Source organism: Pseudomonas extremorientalis (genome assembly GCF_001870465.1).
Lineage (GTDB): Bacteria > Pseudomonadota > Gammaproteobacteria > Pseudomonadales > Pseudomonadaceae > Aquipseudomonas > Aquipseudomonas extremorientalis.
In genome coordinates, this window is sequence record NZ_MDGK01000011.1 from 30,552 (window position 1) to 52,935 (window position 22,384).

21 protein-coding genes are annotated in these 22,384 nt (G+C 61.3%); 6 read left to right on the plus strand and 15 right to left on the minus strand.

Annotation, left to right across the window (positions count from 1 at the left end; all coding sequences use genetic code 11):
• The first annotated feature begins 156 nt into the window (after positions 1-156).
• From BFN10_RS02430 to BFN10_RS02445, 4 genes are read left to right on the plus strand one after another with little or no spacing between them, the layout of a single operon-like run.
• The gene (locus BFN10_RS02430) at positions 157-924 is read left to right on the plus strand and encodes an SDR family NAD(P)-dependent oxidoreductase (RefSeq protein ID WP_071488294.1); all 768 of its coding nucleotides are present in this window, start codon (positions 157-159) and stop codon (positions 922-924) included.
• A gap of 12 nt (positions 925-936) precedes the next feature.
• Complete coding sequence (locus BFN10_RS02435) at positions 937-2,121, plus strand: acetyl-CoA C-acyltransferase (RefSeq protein ID WP_071488295.1); 1,185 nt, start codon at positions 937-939, stop codon at positions 2,119-2,121.
• A 9-nt stretch (positions 2,122-2,130) separates the two neighbouring features.
• Positions 2,131-3,258, plus strand: coding sequence for an acyl-CoA dehydrogenase (locus BFN10_RS02440; protein ID WP_071488296.1), 1,128 nt, complete (start codon positions 2,131-2,133; stop codon positions 3,256-3,258).
• An 11-nt stretch (positions 3,259-3,269) separates the two neighbouring features.
• Positions 3,270-4,043 (plus strand): enoyl-CoA hydratase, encoded by a 774-nt coding sequence (locus BFN10_RS02445; protein ID WP_071488297.1) that lies wholly within the window; start codon positions 3,270-3,272, stop codon positions 4,041-4,043.
• Positions 4,044-4,099: 56 nt separating this feature from the next.
• On the opposite strand, the gene BFN10_RS02450 is transcribed toward BFN10_RS02445, so the two are convergent.
• From BFN10_RS02450 to arnC, 12 genes are all read right to left on the minus strand, one after another.
• The gene (locus BFN10_RS02450; protein ID WP_071488298.1) at positions 4,100-5,251 is read right to left on the minus strand and encodes an acyl-CoA dehydrogenase family protein; all 1,152 of its coding nucleotides are present in this window, start codon (positions 5,249-5,251) and stop codon (positions 4,100-4,102) included.
• A 3-nt stretch (positions 5,252-5,254) separates the two neighbouring features.
• Positions 5,255-6,358, minus strand: coding sequence for an enoyl-CoA hydratase/isomerase family protein (locus BFN10_RS02455; protein ID WP_071488299.1), 1,104 nt, complete (start codon positions 6,356-6,358; stop codon positions 5,255-5,257).
• Between the two features lie 141 nt (positions 6,359-6,499).
• A complete protein-coding gene (locus BFN10_RS02460) occupies positions 6,500-7,210 on the minus strand; it encodes an HPP family protein (protein WP_071488300.1) in 711 nt (236 codons plus the stop codon).
• Positions 7,211-7,385: 175 nt separating this feature from the next.
• Complete coding sequence (locus BFN10_RS29570; RefSeq protein WP_130898151.1) at positions 7,386-7,619, minus strand: type VI secretion system contractile sheath small subunit; 234 nt, start codon at positions 7,617-7,619, stop codon at positions 7,386-7,388.
• Positions 7,620-7,787: 168 nt separating this feature from the next.
• The gene (locus tag BFN10_RS02470) at positions 7,788-9,410 is read right to left on the minus strand and encodes an ArnT family glycosyltransferase (RefSeq protein WP_071488302.1); all 1,623 of its coding nucleotides are present in this window, start codon (positions 9,408-9,410) and stop codon (positions 7,788-7,790) included.
• Between the two features lie 3 nt (positions 9,411-9,413).
• Positions 9,414-10,793, minus strand: a complete 1,380-nt coding sequence (locus BFN10_RS02475; RefSeq protein ID WP_071488303.1) for a UDP-glucose dehydrogenase family protein — start codon at positions 10,791-10,793, stop codon at positions 9,414-9,416.
• Positions 10,790-11,203, minus strand: coding sequence for a 4-amino-4-deoxy-L-arabinose-phosphoundecaprenol flippase subunit ArnF (arnF, locus tag BFN10_RS02480; protein WP_071488304.1), 414 nt, complete (start codon positions 11,201-11,203; stop codon positions 10,790-10,792). Before arnF ends, BFN10_RS02475 begins: the two co-directional genes overlap by 4 nt.
• Positions 11,200-11,547 carry a 4-amino-4-deoxy-L-arabinose-phosphoundecaprenol flippase subunit ArnE gene (gene arnE / locus BFN10_RS02485; protein WP_071488305.1) on the minus strand — a complete coding sequence of 116 codons (348 nt, stop codon included), beginning with the start codon at positions 11,545-11,547 and terminating at the stop codon, positions 11,200-11,202. The genes arnF and arnE overlap by 4 nt, the downstream gene beginning before the upstream one ends.
• Positions 11,544-13,199, minus strand: a complete 1,656-nt coding sequence (gene arnT / locus BFN10_RS02490) for a lipid IV(A) 4-amino-4-deoxy-L-arabinosyltransferase (RefSeq protein WP_071488306.1) — start codon at positions 13,197-13,199, stop codon at positions 11,544-11,546. Before arnT ends, arnE begins: the two co-directional genes overlap by 4 nt.
• Positions 13,196-14,080: a 4-deoxy-4-formamido-L-arabinose-phosphoundecaprenol deformylase gene (gene arnD, locus BFN10_RS02495; protein WP_071488307.1), complete on the minus strand. Its 885-nt coding sequence runs from the start codon at positions 14,078-14,080 to the stop codon at positions 13,196-13,198. The genes arnT and arnD overlap by 4 nt, the downstream gene beginning before the upstream one ends.
• A complete protein-coding gene (arnA, locus tag BFN10_RS02500) occupies positions 14,080-16,071 on the minus strand; it encodes a bifunctional UDP-4-amino-4-deoxy-L-arabinose formyltransferase/UDP-glucuronic acid oxidase ArnA (RefSeq protein WP_071488308.1) in 1,992 nt (663 codons plus the stop codon). Before arnA ends, arnD begins: the two co-directional genes overlap by 1 nt.
• 2 nt (positions 16,072-16,073) lie before the next feature.
• Positions 16,074-17,099 carry an undecaprenyl-phosphate 4-deoxy-4-formamido-L-arabinose transferase gene (arnC, locus tag BFN10_RS02505; protein WP_071488309.1) on the minus strand — a complete coding sequence of 342 codons (1,026 nt, stop codon included), beginning with the start codon at positions 17,097-17,099 and terminating at the stop codon, positions 16,074-16,076.
• Positions 17,100-17,476: 377 nt separating this feature from the next.
• On the opposite strand from arnC, the gene BFN10_RS02510 reads away from it, so the two are divergent.
• Positions 17,477-18,274 carry a M949_RS01915 family surface polysaccharide biosynthesis protein gene (locus BFN10_RS02510; RefSeq protein WP_071488310.1) on the plus strand — a complete coding sequence of 266 codons (798 nt, stop codon included), beginning with the start codon at positions 17,477-17,479 and terminating at the stop codon, positions 18,272-18,274.
• Between the two features lie 25 nt (positions 18,275-18,299).
• On the opposite strand, the gene BFN10_RS29140 is transcribed toward BFN10_RS02510, so the two are convergent.
• The gene (locus BFN10_RS29140; RefSeq protein WP_130898152.1) at positions 18,300-18,797 is read right to left on the minus strand and encodes a hypothetical protein; all 498 of its coding nucleotides are present in this window, start codon (positions 18,795-18,797) and stop codon (positions 18,300-18,302) included.
• Positions 18,798-19,081: 284 nt separating this feature from the next.
• Between BFN10_RS29140 and BFN10_RS02520 the strand changes: the two genes are divergently transcribed.
• Positions 19,082-19,996, plus strand: a complete 915-nt coding sequence (locus BFN10_RS02520) for a site-specific integrase (protein WP_071488312.1) — start codon at positions 19,082-19,084, stop codon at positions 19,994-19,996.
• 43 nt (positions 19,997-20,039) lie between these two features.
• Here the strand turns inward: BFN10_RS02520 and BFN10_RS02525 are convergent, their stop codons facing one another.
• Both BFN10_RS02525 and BFN10_RS02530 read right to left on the minus strand, forming a co-directional pair.
• Positions 20,040-20,897 (minus strand): SDR family oxidoreductase, encoded by an 858-nt coding sequence (locus BFN10_RS02525; protein WP_071488313.1) that lies wholly within the window; start codon positions 20,895-20,897, stop codon positions 20,040-20,042.
• A gap of 139 nt (positions 20,898-21,036) precedes the next feature.
• Positions 21,037-22,245, minus strand: coding sequence for a multidrug effflux MFS transporter (locus tag BFN10_RS02530; protein ID WP_071488314.1), 1,209 nt, complete (start codon positions 22,243-22,245; stop codon positions 21,037-21,039).
• Positions 22,246-22,384: the final 139 nt, after the last annotated feature.

The window sequence follows — 22,384 nt, forward strand, 5'->3', positions numbered from 1 at the left end:
CAAGCGTCGCAAGCGTCCAATCGCTTGGGCCGACCGGATGATCGGTGGGGTCGATGACTGGCCAAAACAGTCAGGCAGGTTGAAGGCTTTGACCATTGTCGGCGGGCGGCTCTGGCGCGACTATTTCGACGATTCGGACCGTTCAAGGAAACAACAATGCAGATTGAGAACAAGAGCTTCCTGGTCAGCGGGGGCGCATCGGGCTTGGGCGCGGCGACTGCCGAGATGCTGATTGGCGCTGGCGCCAAGGTCATGCTGGTGGACCTGAATGCCGACGCCGTGGCAGCCAAGGCCAGGCAGCTTGGCGACAACGCACGCAGCTGCGTGGCGGATATCAGCCAGGAAGCGGCTGCCGAAGCGGCGGTGCGGGCGACGCTTGCGGCGTTTGGCGGTTTGCATGGGCTGGTGAACTGCGCCGGTGTGGTGCGTGGCGAGAAAATCCTCGGCAAGAACGGCCCCCATGGGCTGGCGAGCTTTGCCCAGGTGATCAACGTCAACCTGATCGGTAGCTTCAACCTGCTGCGCCTGGCCGCCGCCGCCATCGCCGAAACCGAGGCAAATGCCGATGGCGAACGCGGCGTGATCATCAATACCGCTTCGGTAGCGGCGTTTGACGGGCAGATCGGCCAGGCGGCGTATGCCGCGTCCAAGGGCGCCATTGCCAGCCTTACGTTGCCTGCGGCACGTGAGCTGGCGCGCTTTGGTATTCGCGTGATGACCATCGCCCCCGGCATTTTTGAGACCCCGATGATGGCCGGCATGACGCCGGAAGTGCGCGACTCCCTGGCCGCTGGCGTGCCATTCCCGCCGCGCCTGGGCAAGCCCGCCGAATACGCCGCGCTGGTGCGGCACATCATTGAAAACAGCATGCTCAATGGCGAGGTGATCCGTCTCGACGGTGCCTTGCGCATGGCGGCCAAATAAGGAGCAATTCCCATGACCGATCCTATCGTTATCGTCAGCGCTGTGCGCACGCCCATGGGTGGGTTCCAGGGCGACCTCAAGGGCCTGACCGCGCCGCAGTTGGGTTCCGCTGCGATTCGCGCCGCCGTCGAGCGTGCCGGTGTCGCCCCCGACGCCGTGGATGAAGTACTGTTCGGCTGCGTATTGACCGCAGGCCTCGGCCAGGCACCGGCACGTCAGGCTGCGCTGGGCGCCGGGCTGGACAAGGGCACGCGCTGCACCACCCTCAACAAGATGTGCGGTTCGGGCATGGAGGCCGCGATCCTGGCCCATGATTCACTGCTGGCCGGCAGCGTCGACGTGGTGATTGCCGGTGGCATGGAAAGCATGTCCAACGCGCCGTACCTGCTGGACCGTGCGCGCAGCGGCTACCGCATGGGCCACGGCAAGTTGCTCGATCACATGTTCCTCGACGGCCTCGAAGACGCCTACGACAAGGGCCGCCTGATGGGCACCTTTGCCGAAGACTGCGCCATGCACAACGGTTTTACCCGCGAGGCCCAGGATGCGTTCGCCATCGCTTCGCTGACCCGGGCGCAAGAAGCTATTACCCATGGCAGCTTTGCCGCAGAAATCGTCCCGGTGCAGGTCACCGTGGGCAAAGAACAGAAAACCATCCTGCATGACGAACAGCCGCCCAAGGCCAAGCTGGACAAGATCACCAGCCTGAAACCGGCCTTCCGTGAAGGCGGCACCGTGACGGCCGCCAACTCCAGCTCGATTTCCGACGGTGCGGCGGCCTTGTTGCTGATGCGCCAGTCCGAGGCACAGAAACGTGGCCTCAAGCCTTTGGCGGTGATCCATGGGCATGCGGCGTTCGCCGACGAGCCGGGGTTGTTCCCGGTGGCGCCGGTGGGAGCGATCCGCAAACTGATGAGCAAGACCGGCTGGAGCCTGGGTGAGGTCGATCTGTTCGAAATCAACGAAGCCTTTGCCGTGGTCAGCCTGGTGACCATGAGCAAGCTGGAGATCCCCCATGCCAAGGTGAATGTGCATGGCGGTGCCTGCGCCCTGGGCCATCCGATCGGTGCCTCCGGTGCACGGATCCTGGTGACCTTGCTTTCGGCCCTGCGCCAGAAAGGCCTCAAGCGTGGCGTCGCCGCCATCTGCATCGGCGGCGGTGAAGCCACGGCCATGGCCGTCGAATGCCTGTACTAAGGAACCATCATGCTGCCCAATGAAGAACAACTGCAAATCAGCGACGCCGCCCGGCAATTTGCCCAGGAACGCCTGAAACCCTTTGCCGCCGAGTGGGACCGCGAGCACCGGTTCCCCACGCAAGCCATTGGTGAAATGGCCGAGCTGGGCTTTTTCGGCATGCTGGTGCCGGAACAGTGGGGCGGTTGCGACACCGGTTACCTGGCCTACGCCATGGCGCTGGAAGAAATTGCCGCCGGTGACGGGGCCTGCTCGACCATCATGAGCGTGCACAACTCGGTGGGCTGCGTGCCGATTCTCAAGTTCGGTAACGACCAGCAGAAAGAGCAATTCCTCAAGCCCCTGGCCAGTGGCGCCATGCTCGGCGCGTTTGCATTGACCGAGCCCCAGGCCGGCTCTGATGCCAGTAGCCTGAAGACCCGCGCACGCCTTGAAGGCGACCATTACGTGCTCAATGGCTGCAAACAGTTCATCACCTCCGGGCAGAACGCCGGCGTGGTGATTGTGTTTGCCGTGACCGACCCGGCGGCGGGCAAGCGCGGGATCAGCGCGTTTATCGTGCCAACCGACTCGCCGGGCTACAGCGTGGCGCGGGTTGAGGACAAACTGGGGCAGCATGCCTCCGATACCTGCCAGATCCTGTTTGAGGACGTGAAGGTTCCTGTCGCCAACCGTCTGGGGGAGGAGGGCGAAGGCTACAGGATTGCCCTGGCCAACCTGGAAGGTGGGCGCGTAGGCATTGCCTCGCAATCGGTGGGCATGGCCCGCGCCGCCTTTGAAGCAGCCCGCGACTACGCCCGCGAGCGCGAAAGCTTCGGCAAACCCATCATCGAGCACCAGGCCGTTGCTTTCCGTCTGGCGGACATGGCCACGCAAATCGCGGTTGCCCGGCAAATGGTGCATTACGCCGCTGCACTGCGCGACAGCGGCAAGCCGGCACTGGTGGAAGCCTCGATGGCCAAGCTGTTTGCGTCGGAAATGGCCGAGAAAGTCTGTTCGGCCGCCTTGCAAACCCTGGGCGGTTACGGTTACCTGAGCGACTTCCCTCTGGAGCGGATCTACCGCGACGTGCGGGTCTGCCAGATCTACGAAGGCACCAGCGATATCCAGCGCATGGTCATCTCACGCAATCTCTAAGGAGCCGATACATGAGTTACGAAACCATTTTGCTCGAAGTCCAGGGCCGCGTCGGGCTGATTACCCTCAATCGCCCGCAAGCCTTGAACGCCCTGAACGCGCAACTGGTCAGCGAGTTGAACCAGGCGCTGGACGGCCTGGAGGCCAACCCGGAAATCGGCTGCATCGTGTTGACCGGCTCGAAAAAAGCCTTCGCCGCCGGTGCCGACATCAAGGAAATGGCCGAGCTGACCTACCCGCAGATCTACCTCGACGATCTGTTCAGCGACAGCGACCGCGTGGCCAACCGCCGCAAGCCGATCATCGCCGCCGTCAACGGCTTCGCCCTGGGCGGCGGTTGCGAACTGGCGTTGATGTGCGACTTCATCCTGGCCGGTGACGGCGCCAAGTTCGGCCAGCCGGAAATCAACCTCGGCGTACTGCCGGGCATGGGCGGCACCCAGCGCCTGACCCGTGCGGTGGGCAAGGCCAAGGCCATGGAAATGTGCCTGACCGGGCGCTTTATCGATGCGGTGGAAGCGGAGCGCTGCGGGATTGTCGCGCGTATCGTACCCGCCGATGAACTGCTGGAAGAAGCGCTGAAAGTCGCGACGCTGATTGCCGGCAAGTCGGTGCCGATCAGCATGATGGTCAAGGAAAGCGTGAACCGAGCATTCGAAGTGAGCTTGTCGGAAGGCGTGCGCTTTGAGCGCCGGGTGTTCCATGCGGCGTTCGCCACGCAGGATCAGAAGGAAGGCATGGCGGCATTCGTGGCCAAGCGCGCGCCGGATTTCAAGGACAAATAACCCGGTGTCAAAGACTGAGTATCAAAGGTGGGAGGGGGCTTGCCCCTCCCACATTGCTAGAGCTGATAGTTCTTCAGCTCCCTGGCAATCACCATCCGCTGAATCTCACTGGTTCCTTCGTAAATCTGCGTGATCCGCGCATCCCGGTAGTAACGCTCCACCGGATAATCCTCCAGGTATCCGTACCCACCGTGAATCTGCATCGCCGATGAGCAAACCTTCTCGGCCATTTCCGAGGCAAACAGCTTGGCCTGGGACGCTTCCGACAAGCAGGGTTTTCCGGCACTGCGCAGCCGTGCGGCGTGCAGGATCAGCAAGCGTGCGGCGTTAAGCTGGGTTTGCATGTCGGCCAGCAAATTGGCCACGCTCTGGTGCTCGATGATTGCCTTGTTGAACTGCACCCGATCACGGGCATAGGCCAACGCTGCGTCAAATGCCGCGCGGGCGATGCCCAATGCCTGGGCGGCGATACCGATGCGGCCACCCTCCAGGTTGGACAGCGCGATGGCCAGGCCTTTGCCACGCTCACCCAGCAGGTTGGCCTCGGGCACGCTGCACTGGTTCAGGGTCACGGCGCAGGTATCGGACGCACGGATGCCCATCTTGTGTTCGGTACGATCCACCACGAATCCCGGGGTTGCGGTGGGCACCAGGAACGCCGAGATGCCTTTCTTGCCCAGGTCGGGATCAGTCACCGCAAATACAATCGCCAGTTTGGCGCGTTTACCATTACTGACGAACTGCTTGGCCCCGTTGATTACCCACTGGCCGTCGCGCAGTTCGGCACGGGTACGCAGGTTGTGCGCTTCGGAACCGGCCTGGGGTTCGGTCAGGCAGAAGCAGCCAATCGCCTGGCCGCTGGCGAGGTCGCCCAGCCAGGTCTGTTTTTGTTCATCTGTGCCGTAGTTGAGAATCGGCCCGCAACCCACTGAATTATGGATACTCATCAGTGCGCCAGTGGCACCGTCACCCGCGGAAATCTCCTCGACGGCGAGGGCATAGGCGACGTAATCGACATAGGTGCCGCCCCATTCTTCCGGCACCACCATGCCCAGCAGGCCCAGTTCGCCCATCTTTGCCACCAGGGCGTCGTCGATCCAGCCGGCTTTCTCCCAGGCTTGGGCGTGCGGTGCGATTTCACCCCGGGCGAAGTCACGCGCCATGTCGCGGATCATTACTTGTTCTTCAGTGTATTCAATGTCTTGCATGGCTTATTTCGCAACCTTCTCGAAGTGATGAAAGAAGCTCTCAACGTGGCTGAGGGCCAGCCCGTGCAGGGTGGGCGGGTTCCAGCGCGGGCTTTTGTCTTTGTCGATGATCAGGGCGCGCACGCCTTCGATCAGGTCGCCGCGCTCGAACCATTGGCGGTCCAGGTGCAGCTCCAAGGCAAAACAGTCTTCCAGGGGCAGGCGCCGGCCGCGGCGCAACATCTCCAACGTAACAGCCATGGCCAGGGGGGAGCGGGTCAGCATCAGGTTAGCGGTGCTCAACGCCCATTCATGGCTGTCGGCCACGGTGACTTGCTGCAATTGTTCAACGATGCTCGGCACATCCGGCAGCGCGAAAAAGTGGTCGATGGCGGGGCGCAGAGCGGCCAACGGCGGATCGGGCAATTGCTGCACGGCCAGCTTGGCGAGCACGCCCTGCAGGTCTTTGAGCGGCGAGTCGTGCCATTGCAGGCGGTCGAGCTTCTGGTCAAGGTCGGCGAGCTTGTGGCTTTCCAGGTACCAATCAGCCAACCCGCAATACAGCGCGTCGGCCGCGCGGATCTGTACCCCGGTCACGCCCAGGTAGACCCCCAATTCGCCGGGGATGCGCGGCAGAAAGTAGCTGCCACCCACGTCAGGGAAATAACCGATGGCCACTTCCGGCATCGCCAGTCGGCTGCGCTCGGTGACTACGCGCAAATCAGCGCCCTGCACCAGGCCCATGCCGCCGCCCAGGACAAACCCGTCCATCAGTGCCACGACTGGCTTGCGGTAGTGGTGGATGGCCAGATCCAGAGCATATTCCTCGACGAAGAAGTCTTGGTGCAGGGTGTCGCCGTTCTTGAAGCTGTCGTACAGAGAACGGATATCGCCACCTGCACAAAAGGCTTTTTCACCGGCACCGCGCAGGACCACGGCATACACCTGCGGATCATCAGCCCATGCCTGCAACTGGGACGTGAGGCTGCGCACCATGTCCAGGGTAATGGCATTCAAGCCGGCGGGGCGATTGAGGGTGAGGTGGCCGATGTGGTTGCGGACCTCGGCGAGGACTTCGTCCTGAAGTATCTGGGCGTGGCTTGCTTCGGATGAAACCTGAGCAGTCATCGATAACTCCCTGCTTTTATTGTTCTTTATCAAGATGTTCACGGATGAACCTTCTCATGATCGTACCAGTGCAAATTTGCCTAGTACAACCTTCAATCCTGCAGGTCGTTTTTGCATTTATGCAGCAAGCGCACGACCGGCTCAGGGTAACCGGCTGGCCAGTGTTTCGCCGATGCTACGGCGCCTGGCGTGGGTTTGCGCCGCGTGGATGAGTTGTTCCAGTTCGCTGGGTTCCACATCGTAGAACTGCTCCATTTGCGCCAGCGCCAGTGTCAAATCAGCGGCGGTAATACCAGGGTCTCGGTCGGCCCTGGGGGTGAACGGTAGCGGTGCCGGTGCTTCCACCGCGCATTTGGGATAACGCGTGCGCGTGGCGTTGTTATACGCCAGTGCGCAGGCCAGCAGCGCACCGGCGCCGAGCAATACCGCACCCAGCTCATACCAGCCCAGGGCGGCGGACGCCGGGTCTGCCAGGACCAGCGTCATGGCCAGGCCACCGGCGGGCGGGTGCAGGCAGCGCAACCAGCACATCAGTATTACGGTCATGCCGGCCGCCAGGCAGGCGCCGCCCAGGGACGGGCCGAGGACACGGGTGACCAGCAAGGCAATCACGCCTGCGCACAGGTAGCTGCCGATAATCGACCAAGGTTGCGCCAAGGCACCCGATGACACGGCGAACAACAGGACGGCCGACGCACCCAGCGGGCCAAGCAGGTGCAACGCGACATCCATGCCAAACACCTGGGAGCACAACCAGACGCTGAACAAGGTGCCAAGGGCCATGCCGATCGCGGCACGGCTCCATTCGGTGGGGCGGGTATTGATAGCAGCGGGGAACCAGCGAGCGAGCATTGGGAGGCAGTCCATAAACAGCGGGCAAAAAAAAGGCTTGTCTGGTTGCCCGGAAAAGCCCTTTGAAAGTTCCAACATTTGGGGGAAGGAACCCATGCAGTGTGCCGCGCGTGGAACAGAGGCGCCAATGCATATTAATGAGGGTTGAATGCAAAAATAATGAATTGGAATACGGTCAGACTACTATCGAGCAGCAGACTTTACCCAGCACTCGATTACTGGACTCTTCATCGAAAAAACGCTTGCGCAGGTTCTCCTGCAAACCGGGTTCACTGGCCAGCGGGCCTTTCAACGCCACCAACGCGTCGCGCAGCCCCATCAGCCGGTCCAGCGGTGGCAGGGGAATATAGCCGACATGCACTTCGGTGCTGGTCAAGGCTGGGTTATCAAGCGAAGCATCATCTGGCACGGCGTTGTCCTCTCGTCCTTGTGGTCACCCATGACCTGTGGCGGTACATGAATACCGCACCCGGCAAGCGAGTTTACCGTCGGGTTTTGGACGCAGGAAAGAGAAACGGCACCAGTTATTACGTAAAGCTGCGTGGGAATTTTCCGCGCCGGCAGCGCCGGCGCAGACTCAAGGTTGCACAGGTTTGGCCAGGTGCAGCAGCACGTAAGGGTTGCGGTCGAATTCGCCGGTCAGGGTCGGCGTGATGGAACGAAAGCGCGGGTCTTGCAAGCCTTCGTAATCCACTTGGCTCATCACCAGCCAGGCGGGTCCCTGGAGTGGCTTGAGGTCGGCGGCTTGCTGAGTGAACAACGGCACTTGGTCGCAATCGAGGTTGACCATGTACTTGATGGCCTTGGCGTCTTTGCCCAAGCCATGCAGCACCACCGGCGCGCGTTGCTGCATCACCTGCTCATGAACCCGTAAGGTAAAGGTGCGGGTGTCGTAGATACTGCGCTCCAGCGGCTCGACCACCAGGATATAGGAGGCCCACACTGCCAGCACCGCGGCAAAGGCCGGCCCGACCGGACGCAGGCGGCTCTTGAAGAGTGTCACCAAGGCCAGCACCTGCAGGCCGCCCAGCACGCCCAACACCCAGCCGAGATGGCTCAACTGCTCAGGGTAGCGCGGTCGTGCCAACAGCAGGCCGACGATCAACAGCGTCGGCAACAACGTCCAGATCCCCAGCATCAGCCCACGCAGCCCGGCGAAGAGCCGTCCGTGTGCGACCTGGAACGGGTATGCCGCAATGATCGCCGCCATGGGCAACATCGGCAGCACGTAACGTGCTTTTTTCGCCTGGGGAATCGACAGGCCGACCATCACCAGCAAGCCGGCGGCGGCGCAATACCACACCAACTGCAATGCCGGTCCCGGCGCGCGGCGCCCGCTGAGCACCATGGCCAGCAGTACCAGCAGCGCCATCGGATACGCCAAGGCGTAATTGCCCAGCGAACTGGTGAAGTAGTACAGCATGCCGCTCGAACCTTCGCTGCCATCCATGCGGCCGAGGAACTGCATGCGGATCACGTCCTGCATGAAGCTTTCGCCACCGCTCAACTTGGCCATCAGCAGCAACAGGCCCACGCATGCCACCAGCAATGCCAGCGCCAGCAAGCCGAAACTGAACAACTGGCGCCATTGCCGGTTGATGAGGTAGTAGCTGCAGAGCACGCCCGTAGGAATCACCAGGCCAATCGGCCCACGCACGGCAAAGCCCAGGATCAGCAGCAGGTACAGCCAATGCAGGCGTTTAGCGGACCCGAAGTGATCATGGGCGTACCCCAGGTAAAACACCGCCAGGGCGATGGCTGCCAGCATCTGGTCGAGGGACACCGCACGGGTTTCGCTGATGAAGTTGCTGCTCAACAACAGGAGCGCAATGCTCAGCAGCCCCCAGCGCTGGGAGTAGGGCGCCGTCAGGCGATACACCAAGGTGACGATAAACGCCGAGGCGATCGCCGTGGGCAAGCAGGCCGTGAGGCTGGTGACCTGGCCCAGGGGCAGTGAAACCAGCCAGGTCAACAGTGTCGAGGTGGCCAGGTAATCCGCATAAGGCTGCCCATAGGTGGTGGGGAAGACGCTGGGGCCATGACGCAGCATTTCCTGGGCAAACAACACAAAGCGCGAGTCGAAACCGATGATCGCCTGGTGCCAGTTGCCGGCGATAAACAGCAACAACGCCAGCAATCCCAGACCAAGGGACTGGCGGCGGATTGTTGCATTCAGCGGGGACGGTTGAGCTTTGTTCACGTCTCAGGCTTCCACAACCTGTGGCAGCCACTGTTGCTGGGGAATCGGCAACTGGCAGGAATCACCGCGGCCGATCGGGTAGTACTGGAAGCCTTTGCGTGCCAGGCGCTCGCCGTCGTAGAGGTTGCGGCCGTCGAAGATCACCGGGGTTTTCAGGCGCTGGTGGATCAGGTCGAAGTCCGGCGCCTTGAATTGCTGCCATTCGGTGCAGACGATCAGCGCATCGGCACCGCCCAGTGTGGATTCCGGGGTGCCCATGAGCATCAGCCGTGGGTCATCGCCATAGATGCGTTGGGTTTCCTGCATGGCTTCCGGGTCGAATGCGCGCACGTTGGCGCCGGCGGCCCACAACGCTTCCATCAGCACGCGGCTGGGGGCATCGCGCATGTCGTCGGTGTTGGGCTTGAACGCCAGGCCCCACAGGGCAAAGGTCTTGCCGCGCAGGTCGCCCTTGAAGAACGCATTGATCCGTTCGAACAACTTGCTCTTCTGGCGCTGGTTGATGGCTTCTACCGCTTCCAGCAGGTCGCTGGAGCAGTTGGCTTGCCTGGCGCTGTGGATCAGGGCGCGCATGTCCTTGGGGAAGCACGAACCGCCGTAGCCGCAGCCAGGGTAGATAAAGTGGTAGCCGATGCGCGAGTCGGCGCCAATGCCCAGACGCACGGCTTCGATGTCCGCCCCCAGGTGTTCGGCCAGCTCGGCGATCTGGTTGATAAAGCTGATCTTGGTCGCCAGCATGCAGTTGGCGGCGTACTTGGTCAGCTCGGCACTGCGCAGGTCCATGAAAATGATGCGGTCATGGTTGCGGTTGAACGGTGCGTACAGGTCGCGCATCACGTCGCGCACTTCTTCGCGCTCACAACCGATGATGATGCGGTCCGGCCGGCGGCAGTCGGCCACGGCCGAGCCTTCCTTGAGGAATTCCGGGTTGGAGACGATATCGAACTCCAGGTGCCGGCCGGCCAGGTGCAGGGCTTTTTCGATGTGGGCGCGCAGGGTGTCGCCGGTGCCGACCGGCACGGTGGATTTTTCCACCAGGATCACCGGCTCTTTGCGGTGGCGGGCGACGGCGTCGCCTACCGACAGCACGTATTTCAGGTCGGCCGAGCCGTCTTCGTCCGAAGGCGTGCCCACGGCAATGAACAGGACTTCGCCGTGTTCCACCGCCAACTTTTCATCATGGGTGAAGTGCAGCCGCCCACTCTCCAGGTTTTCCTTGACCATCGCAGCCAGCCCCGGCTCGAAGATGGTCACATGGCCTTTTTGCAGTGACTCGACCTTGTTCTTGTCAACGTCCATGCAAATGACATCGTGGCCGACTTCAGCCAACACGGTGGCCTGCACCAGACCGACGTAACCGCTACCAAATACACTGATTTTCATGGGGCATTCCTGGGACTTGTGGCGCTAGCACGACGAGAGTTGATAACCAGAACACCGAGGATGACCAAGGCCACCCCCAGGGTTTTTGAAACGGAAAAATGTTCGTTGAACACCGGCAGGCTGGCCGCCAGCAGGTACACCAAGGCATAGCTGATGCTCAGCAGCGAATAGGCGCGGCCCAGCGGCAAATGCTTGAGCGCACCGAGCCAGCAGAGCATCGACAGTGCGTAGGCCAGGATCGCCAGGGTCACGACGCCGAGGGCGCCCAGGTCGATGCTGTTCTGGCTCAAGGCATCCAGCCATCCGCTGGGCAGCGGCAGGCGCGTCATGCTCCAGCGCATGCCCAGTTGGGCCGCACTGACCAGGCCGACGCTGCCCAGGGCCAGGGCAAACCCCTGGATCCGGCTCATACCTGGCGCCCCAGCAGCACGACACCGCCGATCACCAGCGCGACACCCAGCCAATGGCGGGTGTCGATGTGCTCTTTGAACACAAAACGCGCGACCAGCGTGACCAGCACGAAGTTGAGGCTGAGCATCGGGTAGGCAATACCGACTTCCAGGCGTTGCAACACCAGCAGCCACACCAGCAGGCCCAGGCCCAGGCACACCAGCGCCGACCACAACCAGGGCGAGCGCAGTTTCAGCGCCCAGCCATCCGGCAGGTCGCGCCAGCGTTCCACGGCGAACTTCTGGGAGACCTGTCCCATGCAGGTGAGCAGGCAGGCGGCCAGTAACAGCAGCAAGGTGATCATTGCGCGGCCTGCGGGAAGATCAGGATCACGATGTTGCCTTGTTCGTAGCGCTTGCCGTCCTTGGGCAGCAAGTCGACTTCGGCGATTTCATCGTCGCCCTTGACCCGCATGACCACGCCGACCGGCCCCTTTTGGCGCGCATCGCTCATCCATTGCTGGACTTGGGTGGTATCCACCTTGTGGTGCGTGGCGTCCGCGTAGGCCAGGCCGTATTTGACTTCGCCGACGGTGTTGTAGAGCGTCACGTCCGGGCGCGCCAGGCGCCATGACAGCGCCGACGCTGCGCCCAGGTCATTGCTCAGCAGGGCCGTGGCCGGTTGCAGCTCTTGCAGGTGATCAATGATGAATTGGTCAGGCGTCTTGTTGTACACCACTGAATGCGGCAGGGCAGCTGGCAACAAGGCCACCATCAGCCAACTGCCGAGTACCGGTGCGGCCCACAGGTGCAAAGGCCGGGCCGCCTGCAACAGGTTGACCAGGATCCAGGCAAACAGAAAGGTGAACACCAACACCAGGCTGAGGGTTTCCTGGCCGTGCTCGTACACCGGCTTCTTCATTTGCAGCCAGGTCAGCGCGAGCAATGCCACTACACCGATGATCAGGTTCAGCCAGCCGTTGATGCGCAGCGCACGGCTGCGTCCCTGGGCCAGTTTGTCCGCCAGGGTATTGCCCATCAACAAGGCCAGGGGCAGCAGGCACGGCATGATGTAGGACGGCAGCTTGCCCTTGGCCAGGCTGAAGAAGGCCAGGGGCATCAGCAGCCACAGCACGACAAAACCGATTTTTGCGCTGCGTTTGTCCCGCCACGCCTGTTTGAGGGTAGACGGCAACAACGCCACCCACGGCAGGCAGAACGCAACCAACAGCGGCAGGTAATACCAGAACGGCTCGGCGTGCTGGGCATCGTCACCGGCGAAGCGCTGGATATGCTCGTGCCAGAAGAAGAAATTCCAGTAGTCCGGCTCTTGCAGATGCACCGCCAGCGCCCATGGCAAGCTGACGACAATCGCCACCACCACGGCGACCACGCCGTAGCCCAGCAGCTCACGCAAACGCTTCTGCCAGATCGCATAGGGCAGGGCGATCAACACCGGCAGCAACCACGCCAGAAAGCCCTTGGTCATAAAGCCCATGCCGCAGGCAAAACCGAGCAACGCCCAGGACCCCAGGCGCCCATTGCGGGTGGTGCTGTCGAAGCAGAACCACAGGGCGGCTCCGGTCAGGTTGACCCAGAAGGTGAACTGCGGATCCAGATTGGCGTAGCCACCGAGCAAGGCCACGCTGACAAAACTCATGTACAGCACGGTGCTGACCAGGGTTTTGCGCGGGTCATTCCACAGCCGACGCGACACCCCGTACACCAGCAGAATGCTCAAGCCGGTACTCAGGGCCGAGGCAAACCGCACGCCGAACAGGTTCTGCCCGAAGATCGCCTGGCCCAGCGCGATCATCCAGTAACCCGCCGCCGGTTTTTCGAAGTAGCGGATGCCCATGAAGTGCGGCGAAGCCCACTTGCCGGTCAGCAGCATTTCCTGGCTGATCTGTGCGTAACGGGTTTCATCCGGGATCCACAGGCCATGGGTGGCCAGCGGCAGCAGGTAGAACACGCCAAACGCCAACAGCAGCAGGGGCAAGGCCCAACGGCGGATCATGCCTGTTGCACTCCGAGCCAACCCTCGCGGCCCGGCAACGCACCGCGTACCAGTTGTTGCTGGGGCAGGGTGGTCACGTCCACCGGCAACAGGTCGCCCAGTGGTTTGAAGTCGATGCCGCGCTGCCCGGCCTGGGCGAGCAACTGGCGAAAATCGTTGGCCATCAGAATCCCTTCTACTTCGGCGTGGATCGTATAGACATTGAGTTTCGACTCGGCAAAACGGTCGAGGATGAACCCATTGAAGTCTTTGGCAGCCACCACCGGCCCTACGACTTCGTCGAAGGTCGGCAGGTCTACCGGAATTTGTGGGGTGCCCGCACTGCCATCGGCCAGGGTTGGACGAAACAGGCTGGTGCCCCGGCAATCGCTGTTGTAGCGAAAGTTGAAACCTTGCTTGGCTTGCACCACGCGTTCATCCGCGCGCCAACCGGCGGCGGCGGAACAGTCGATGCGCTCACCGAGGATGTCGCTGAGGGTGTCGACGCCACGGCGAATCTGTTCGATCAACTGCGCCTCGCTCCAGCGCCCGGCGTTGGCCTGCCAGCCGTGGTGATCCCAGGCGTGCAGGCCCACTTCGTGCCCGGCGGCCTTGGCCTGGCGCATCAAGTGCCCCAGGTCGCGGCCGATCGGCTTGCCCGGCCAGGCGGTGCCGGCGAGCAAGATGTCCAGGCCATACAGGCCGACCGCATTGGAACGCAGCATCTTCCACAGGAATTGCGGACGGATGAGACGCCACAAGTGGCGCCCCATGTTGTCAGGCCCGACACTGAAGAAGAACGTTGCCTTCACCGAGGCTTCATCCAGGGACTCGAGCAACCGTGGCACACCTTCACGGGTGCCACGGTAGGTGTCGACGTCGATGCGAAGACCTGCATCCATTACTTTTTGTCCGCGATTTCGAGCATGGCTTCACGCAGGAAGAAGTCCAGGGTGTTGCCGATGGTTTCGCTCATTTCCACGGTCGGCTCCCAGTCCAGCAGGCGCTTGGCGTTTTCGATGCTTGGCTTGCGATGCGCCACGTCCTGGTAACCGGTGCCGTAGAACGCCTTGCTTTCTACGTCGCGGAAACCGGCGAACGGTGGGAAGTTGCCACGCAACGGGTGCGCTTCGAACTGACGCAGCAGTTCTTCGCCCAACTGACGGATGCTGGCTTCGTTTTCCGGGTTGCCGATGTTGATGATCTGGCCGTCGCACACGCCGTTTTCGTTATCAATGATGCGGGCCAGGGCTTCGATGCCGTCAGCGATATCGGTAAAGCAACGCTTCTGCTCGCCGCCGTCGAACAGGCGGATCGGCGTACCTTCCACCAGGTTCAGGATCAATTGGGTGATTGCGCGGGAGCTGCCGATACGTGCCGAATCCAGGCGGTCCAGGCGTGGGCCCATCCAGTTGAACGGACGGAACAGGGTGAATTTCAGGCCCTTGTCACCGTACGCCCAGATCACACGGTCCAGCAGCTGCTTGGAAACCGAGTAGATCCAGCGCTGTTTGTTGACCGGACCCACCACCAGGTTGGAGGTGTCTTCGTCGAAGTACTGGTCCTGGCACATGCCATAGACTTCGGAGGTCGACGGGAAGATCACGCGCTTGTTGTACTTGACGCAGTAGCGCACCAGCTTGAGGTTTTCTTCGAAGTCCAGTTCGAACACGCGCAGCGGGTTGCGGGTGTATTCGATTGGCGTGGCGATGGCCACCAGCGGCAGGACCACGTCGCACTTCTTGATGTGGTACTCGATCCACTCGGTGTGGATGCTGATATCGCCTTCGACGTAATGGAAGTTCGGGTGGCTGCGCAGGCGCTCGATGGCGTCCGAACCGATGTCCAGGCCGTAGATTTCATAACGGTCGTCGCGCAGCAGGCGCTCGGACAGGTGGTTGCCGATAAAGCCGTTCACACCCAGGATCAGCACGCGGGTACGCCGTGGCTTGCGGCCGGACTCGGCGCCGCGCAGCACGGAGCCGTCGACCAGGCCCAGTGCGTCCGCCAGGGCTGGGCCGGCGAGGAACAGGCCGTCGGCGTTGCGCTGGCCGAACTTGACCACCAGGGAGTCTTCACCGCAGGCGATGCGCAGCGGGTTGACGCTGATCACACGGCCCGGCGCCAGGCCTTCGTTGCCCTTGACCACTTCGGCCTGCCAGACGATCAACTTGTGTTCGCCCACGGCGCAGAAGGCGCCTGGGTACGGTTGGGTCACGGCGCGCACCAGGTTGAACAGTTCTTCAGCCGGTTTTTTCCACTCCAGCTTGCCATCGGCGGCAGTGCGGCGGCCGAAGTAAGTGGCCTGGCTTTCGTCCTGGGCGGTTTCCGTCAGCTTGCCCTGGGCCAGTTGCGGCAGGGCGTCGCGCAGCAGGGTGCTGGCGGCGTCGCGCAGTTTGGCGTGCAGGGTCAGGCCGGTGTCGTTGCGTTCGATGATGACTTTCTGCTGGGCCAGGATCGCGCCGGCATCGGCACGCTTGACCATGCGGTGCAGGGTCACGCCGGTTTCGGTCTCGCCGTTGACCAGTACCCAGTTGGCCGGGGCGCGGCCACGGTATTTCGGCAGCAACGAGCCGTGCAGGTTGAACGCGCCTTTGCTGGCGGTGGCCAGCAGGGCCTCGCTGAGCAGGTTGCGGTAGTAGAACGAGAAAATGTAGTCCGGGTTCAGCTTGGCGATGCGCTCGATCCACAGCGGGTGGTTGGCGTCTTCCGGGGCATGCACCGGGATGCCATTGCGCGCGCACAGTTGTGCGACGGAACCGTAGAAGTTGTTTTCCTTGGGGTCATCGGCATGGGTGAACACGGCAGCAATTTCGTAACCGGTGTTGAGCAGCGCTTCAATGCCTGCACAACCAATATCGTGGTACGCGAATACAACAGCTTTTGAACTCATGATTAGACCTGATCAGCAGAAGTAGAAGTATGGGAGGACACCAGGCCGTCTACGACGACCACGGGAGCCGGTGCTGCCGGTTGGTTGCGCAGCACTTTTTCGATAAAGAAGCGTGGACGGGCGCGCACGTCGCTGTACATGCGGCCCAGGTATTCACCCAAGAGGCCCATGCCGATGAACTGGCCGCCGGTGAACACGAACAACACCGCGAACAGCACGAACAAACCGTCGCCAGCCCAGTCGGCGCCAAAGGCCAGGCGCAGGATGATCAATGCGAAGGCAAACAGCACACCCAGCGCCGCCAGGCTGAAGCCGACGATGGACAGCAGTCGCAGTGGGGTAGTGGTCATGCAGGTCAGCAAGTCGAACATCAGGCTGATCAGGCGCATGGCGCTGTATTTGGATTCGCCGTGTTCCCGCTCGGCGTGGTGCACCAGGATTTCCGTGGTGTGCCGGGCAAAGCCGTTGGCCAGGATCGGGATGAAGGTGCTGCGCTCACGGCAGGCGAGCATCGCGTCGACAATGGTGCGGCGGTAGGCGCGCAGCATGCAGCCGTAGTCGCTCATGGCTACGCCGGTGGAGCGCTGCACGGCCAGGTTGATCAGGCGCGACGGCCAGCGGCGAAAGGCCGAGTCCTGACGGTTGTTGCGCACGGTGGCAACCACGTCGTAGCCCAGGGCAGCTTGCTCGACCAGGCGCGGGATTTCTTCGGGCGGGTTTTGCAGGTCGGCGTCTAGGGTGATCACCACTTCGCCTCGGCATTGCTCGAAACCGGCCATGATCGCCGCATGCTGGCCGTAGTTGCGGTTGAGAATTACCGCGACCACGTTGCTGCCGTCTTCCGAGGCGGCGTCTTCCAGCAGTTGGGCCGAATTGTCGCGGCTACCGTCATCCACCAGGATGATTTCGTATGCGTAGGCCAGTTGCTTGCAGGCTGCGGTGGTACGGCGCAGCAATTCAGGCAGGCTTTCTTGTTCGTTGTAGACCGGGATAACGATCGACACGCAATGAATAGGGTAGGGTTTCAAAGATTCATGACCTCGGGGTTAGAGCAACTTGGAGCGTGGAAACAGCAGCAATCATTAGGCAAACGTCCAGAATGCAGGTTGGAAAGCGGCACTGAAGATAGAACGTAATCAAGAGGTTAGACGATATAGCGCGGTTTGCTATGAAGTGCTGTATCCAAGATTAAGCGTAAAAATGTGGAACAGATATGAAAGGCAGATGAAAAACTCGTTTATTTGACAGGTAGACAGCTAGGGTTCAGCTAAGTGGACGAGGTGCCAGGCAAGGCGTCCGGGCGAGCGCGACGCGATGTTATTCAATCCGGTGTTCAGTAAAGAATATTCTCTGCAATGCCCGCCAAGTGCCGGTAAAGTAAGCCGTCTCTTGCCAGGGTGAACGGATGAATAGCGTGCAGCTTTTACGCGGCCAATTGCGGCCAGTGTTGATGGGGTTGTTGATGAGCGTCGCGTGCATCACCACCGTATGCGCCGATGATGGGGTGGCGCTGACCAGCATCGACCAGGTGCCGGACGGCGTGGAAGTGCGCGGCAAGCAGATCGCCGCGTATACCTGGGACGATAAACAAGGCAAGAACCTGCTGGTGCTCGCCGAACAAGTCAGCGAGCGCGATGACGACGGCACCCAGTCGGCATTCGTGTATGCGGCCCAGTACCTGATCGACGGCAACCGCCCCAAGCGCGTGTGGATGCTCTACGACGATGTGCAGCACTGCGAATTCGATGCGTCCCTGCGCTTTGACAGGGCTGCAACCAAAGTCACCGACCTCACTGGCGACGGCATCACCCAGGCCACCGTTGGCTATTCGCGCACCTGCACCAGTGATGTCAGCCCCAACGAATTCAAGTTGATCATGCACGTCGGCAAGTCGCAGAAGTACCGCCTGCGTGGGGTCGACCGCGTCGGTGCGGCCTGGTGGGACGAAGAGGCCGGCGCCCTGCGCGGCATGCCGCTGCCCAAGGACTGCAGCGTGGCCGCTCAGCAGGCGCTGGTCAGCCAGTACAAGGAGCAGGGCACCGAGTTGCCGTTGCCGGGGTGTTATGGCGATGAGAAGGACTTTGCCAAGGCGCCCGCTCCGTACTTGGATTTCATGCGCACCCAATGGTTTGCGTTGATGCAGAAACAGGATGAGACTTGGAGCCAACCGCAAACCGAGGACGGCCCGGTTGAGCCCGACTAGCTGCCAAGGCCTCAAGGTAAAACCATCAGTATTTTTTTTGCTGCATATTTTCGACATCTGAAAGCAATTGCAGATTCTGAGCGAAAGCCGGCGTGCCATGTTCACTCTTCTGCACGCCCTGTAACGCTTTCAGCGCAATGGCTGTCGTTTGATTGTTGACCGTTTGGGCCAATGCCTGCATTTCATTGCTTTTGCCGTTCCCAGTCGCTACATGGTTGCGCAGGTTGAGCATTGTCTGGCGCAATGTTTGAGTGTCTTTGCCTGTTATAGCGGCTGGATATCGGGTTGAAAATCGCTCTATCTTTTCGATTTTTCTATCGAGCGCATTGACCTGCTTATTGATCTGGTTGAAGTCATCCCGGGAGATATCAACCTTGGCTTTGTTTTCCACCGTCGCAAAATACGAGGGGGCATACAGTGTTGTGTTGTACGCAGGAGGCTGGCTGTCTGGAGCAATGGATGAGTGCTTGACAGCCCAGGGATTAGGGTTCGCATAACGCGAGGTAGGAGTGTCAATAGGCATAAAGTGACCTTTGTCTGAGTGAATGAGCAGGGATGAAAAGCTGAAAATAAAGCAAGGCGCCTACAAAGCAGCATAGGAAAATGCTTCGACCGGTAGTGATTAGGCTTATCGCTCCATAGGACAATACGGCGCGTACCTGACGCGTTGACGCACCGCCTCGCGGTACGTTTCAGTACTTTGTACCAGCGGTACTCATGGGCTAGACTTCTTTGCTCTGTTCAATCGTAAATATGTCGATTTAACAATCAGTTAAATGGTGTATTTAAACCAAAGGCTGATCTAGCTTGACTGAGTCTATCCGCAACCCGCTGACCCTCTACCTCACCCGCCTGGCCCCCTCCAGCCAATTGACCATGCGCTACGTGCTGCAAGATGCGGCCGATCGCCTTGGCTTCGAGGACATCAACCTCGAAGACATCGACTGGCACTTGCTGCAGCCCGAACACGTCATTGCCCTGGTCGCCGCCTTGCGCGAAGACGGTTATGCGCCGAATACCTCCTCGTTGTATGTGAACGCGGTGCGCGGGGTGATGAATGAGGCGTGGCGCCTGAACCTGATCAGCCAGGAGCACCTGTTGCGCATGCGCACGGTCAAGGCTGCACCCGGCACGCGCCTGGGCCAGGGCCGCAACCTGCGGCGCAGCCTGATCCGCGAAATGATGGAAGTCTGCGCCGACGACCCACGGCCCCAGGGCCTGCGAGACGCCGCAGTGATCGGTATTCTCTACGGCTCCGGCATGCGCAAGTCGGAATCGGTCAACCTCGACCTGGCCCAGATCAACTTCGAAGAGCGCAGCTTGCGGGTGATCGGCAAGGGCAACAAGGAGTTGATCAAGTACGCGCCGGACTGGGCGTTCGCCAAATTGCAGGCGTGGCTGGCGTTTCGGCGCGAGCAGCTCAAGGAGGGCGAGCAGGATGACAGCTTCCTGTTCAACCGTATCCGCCGTGGCAGCCACATCACCCGCGAGCGCATCACCAAACATGCCATTTACTACATCGCCCGCCAGCGCGGCGAACAGGTGGGCGTGAAGATCATGCCCCATGACTTCCGTCGCTCGTTCATCACCCGGGTGATCGAGGAGCATGACCTGTCGATCGCGCAGAAGCTCGCACACCATACCAATATCCAGACCACCGCCAGCTATGACGTGCGTGACGACAATGAGCGACGGCGGGCGGTGGACCGGTTTGACCTGTAGGGTTGACGATTGCAGCCCCCCCTCAAGGGGGGGCGATGCAGTTTTAGAGAATAGGTTTGCCGCCAGTGACCGCGTAGCGCGATCCGGAGATGTAGCTGGCTTCGTCCGAGGCCAACAACACATAGATCGGCGCGACTTCCACCGGTTGGCCAGGGCGGCCCAGCGGGGTTTCGCTGCCGAAGCTCTGCACATCTTCATCGGTCATGGTCGCCACGATCAACGGCGTCCAGATCGGGCCCGGGGCCACGCTGTTGACGCGTATACCCTTGCTGCCGAGCAACTGCGCCAAGCCACCGGTGAAATTGGCAATCGCACCCTTGGTGGCTGCATACGGCATCAACGTCGGCTTGGGCATGTCTGAGTTGACGGACGTGGTGTTAATGATCGAACTGCCAGCCTTCATATGCGGCACCGCTGCCTTGCACAGGCGAAACATTGCGGTGATGTTGATATCGAAGGTCTTGACCCATTCCTCGTCCGAGATTTCTTCAAGAGTCTCGTGGCTCATCTGGAACGCTGCGTTATTGACCAGCACGTCGATACGGCCGAATTGCTCGACCGTTTTGTCGACCAGTTCGTGGCACACGCTTTTCTGAGCGATATCGCCGGGCAGCAGCAGGCATTGGCGACCGGCTTCCTCGACCCAACGCGCAGTTTCCCTGGCGTCCTCGTGCTCATCCAGATAAGCGATGGCCACATCGGCGCCTTCACGGGCAAACGCGATGGCGACGGCGCGCCCGATGCCGCTGTCGGCCCCAGTGATCAGGGCGATCTTGTTGGCCAACCGTCCGGAGCCCTTGTAGCTCTGTTCACCGCAATCCGGGTACGGGTCCATTTTCTTCTGCGAACCAGGTACGGTCTGCGCTTGGGGGGCGAAGGGAGGGTGAGGGTAATCAGTCATGTCAATCTCCATAGTTTCCAACGTGGCTATGGGATTAGTAGTTGCCGGCCGGTTGATAGTTGTAACGGATGCCGCCGAGGGCCGACGAGTGGTTGGCGTTGGCCCCAGGCAACGCCAACCTCAAGTGCATGGGCCGCCCTCAGGACGAGGGTGGGGCGCTCGCCAGGTGAGCCGGCAGGCGCCGCAGTGTCCACACCGTGGTGAACATCGCCGCTATGGCGCACAGCGCAATCCCGATCAGCATCGGCGCCGGCGTGTGATCGGCGAACACCCCGATCAGGGTCATGGACAGGGCCCCGATGATCATCTGGATCGCACCGAGCAAGGCCGAGGCAGAACCGGCCACGGCACCATGATCCTCCAGGGACAATACCCCGGCGGCCGGCAGCAGCAGGCCGAGAAAGCCGAAGCCGATAAACAGCAAGGCCATGGTCAGGGCCAGGCTGTCGACCCACAGCGTAGTGACGGCCAGGACAGCCATCACTGCAGCCACAGCCGCTACCGACCAAAGAATCAACGGCGCCAGGCCAAAGCGCGCACTGAGGCGCGCAGTGAGTTGGCTCATGGCGAAAAACGACGCGGCATTCAACGCAAAGGCCAGGCTGAACTGCGTGGGTGTGAGGCCGTAATGCTCGATGTACACGAACGGCGCGCTGCCGATAAACACGAAGAAGGTCGCCAGGCCAAAGCCGCACACCACCGACAGGCCGATGAATACCGGGTCACGCAACAACGCGCCATAACTGCTGAAGGCACTGCCCAGGGTCTTGCCCAACCGGCGTTCGGCAGGGTGGGTTTCGGGCAGTTGCACGATGGTCATTACCAGACACGCCAGCGCGAGCACCGCCAGCACGGCGAATACTTCGCGCCAGCTCCACAGCGAAATCACCAGGCTGCCGGCCAATGGCGCGAGAATCGGCGAGACGCTCATCACCAGCATCAGCAAGGACATCAACTTCGCGGCCTCATGCCCCGTGTACAGGTCACGCACGATGGCCCGGGGAATCACCATGCCGGCGCATGCGCCGAAAGCCTGCAGGGCGCGAAAGGCAATCAGGGTTTCGATCGTCGGCGCCAAGGCGCATCCGACACTGGCCACGGCAAAAATCACCAGGCCGGCATAGATCGGCGGTTTGCGCCCGAATACATCGCTGACCGGCCCGTAGAACAACTGGCATACGCCGACGATCACGAAGAACACCGTCAGGCTCATCTGCACCCGCGCCGGCGAGGCATGCAGGCTCGCGCCGAGGGTCGGCAGTGCGGGCAGGTAGATGTCGATGGCGAAAGGGCCGACGGCGGTGATCAACCCCAGTAGCAGGGCGAGGTGGGCGATACGTCGAGACATGAGCGGTTCCGCACGGAAAAGGGCGGTCAGCTTAAGGGATCCACGCAGATCCGCAAACTTAGGCTTCAATAACCAGGGACGGTGGCCGATAACATCAGAAGCGGGGCGTCTGCGGTTGGGCTCCCAACCGGATGACCAG

Excerpts from the sequence above, each read along its gene's own strand:
- arnT (WP_071488306.1), bottom strand. The coding sequence starts at position 13,199 with ATGATCCGCCGTTGGGCCTTGCCCCTGCTGCTGTTGGCGTTTGGCGTG.
- BFN10_RS02455 (WP_071488299.1), bottom strand. The coding sequence starts at position 6,358 with ATGACTGCTCAGGTTTCATCCGAAGCAAGCCACGCCCAGATACTTCAG.
- BFN10_RS02435 (WP_071488295.1), top strand. The coding sequence starts at position 937 with ATGACCGATCCTATCGTTATCGTCAGCGCTGTGCGCACGCCCATGGGT.
- BFN10_RS02445 (WP_071488297.1), top strand. The coding sequence starts at position 3,270 with ATGAGTTACGAAACCATTTTGCTCGAAGTCCAGGGCCGCGTCGGGCTG.
- arnE (WP_071488305.1), bottom strand. The coding sequence starts at position 11,547 with ATGATCACCTTGCTGCTGTTACTGGCCGCCTGCCTGCTCACCTGCATG.
- BFN10_RS02510 (WP_071488310.1), top strand. The coding sequence starts at position 17,477 with ATGAATAGCGTGCAGCTTTTACGCGGCCAATTGCGGCCAGTGTTGATG.
- BFN10_RS02530 (WP_071488314.1), bottom strand. The coding sequence starts at position 22,245 with ATGTCTCGACGTATCGCCCACCTCGCCCTGCTACTGGGGTTGATCACC.
- arnA (WP_071488308.1), bottom strand. The coding sequence starts at position 16,071 with ATGAGTTCAAAAGCTGTTGTATTCGCGTACCACGATATTGGTTGTGCA.
- arnD (WP_071488307.1), bottom strand. The coding sequence starts at position 14,080 with ATGGATGCAGGTCTTCGCATCGACGTCGACACCTACCGTGGCACCCGT.
- BFN10_RS02460 (WP_071488300.1), bottom strand. The coding sequence starts at position 7,210 with ATGCTCGCTCGCTGGTTCCCCGCTGCTATCAATACCCGCCCCACCGAA.
- arnF (WP_071488304.1), bottom strand. The coding sequence starts at position 11,203 with ATGAGCCGGATCCAGGGGTTTGCCCTGGCCCTGGGCAGCGTCGGCCTG.
- BFN10_RS02525 (WP_071488313.1), bottom strand. The coding sequence starts at position 20,897 with ATGACTGATTACCCTCACCCTCCCTTCGCCCCCCAAGCGCAGACCGTA.
- BFN10_RS02475 (WP_071488303.1), bottom strand. The coding sequence starts at position 10,793 with ATGAAAATCAGTGTATTTGGTAGCGGTTACGTCGGTCTGGTGCAGGCC.
- BFN10_RS02440 (WP_071488296.1), top strand. The coding sequence starts at position 2,131 with ATGCTGCCCAATGAAGAACAACTGCAAATCAGCGACGCCGCCCGGCAA.
- BFN10_RS02430 (WP_071488294.1), top strand. The coding sequence starts at position 157 with ATGCAGATTGAGAACAAGAGCTTCCTGGTCAGCGGGGGCGCATCGGGC.
- BFN10_RS29140 (WP_130898152.1), bottom strand. The coding sequence starts at position 18,797 with ATGCCTATTGACACTCCTACCTCGCGTTATGCGAACCCTAATCCCTGG.
- BFN10_RS02450 (WP_071488298.1), bottom strand. The coding sequence starts at position 5,251 with ATGCAAGACATTGAATACACTGAAGAACAAGTAATGATCCGCGACATG.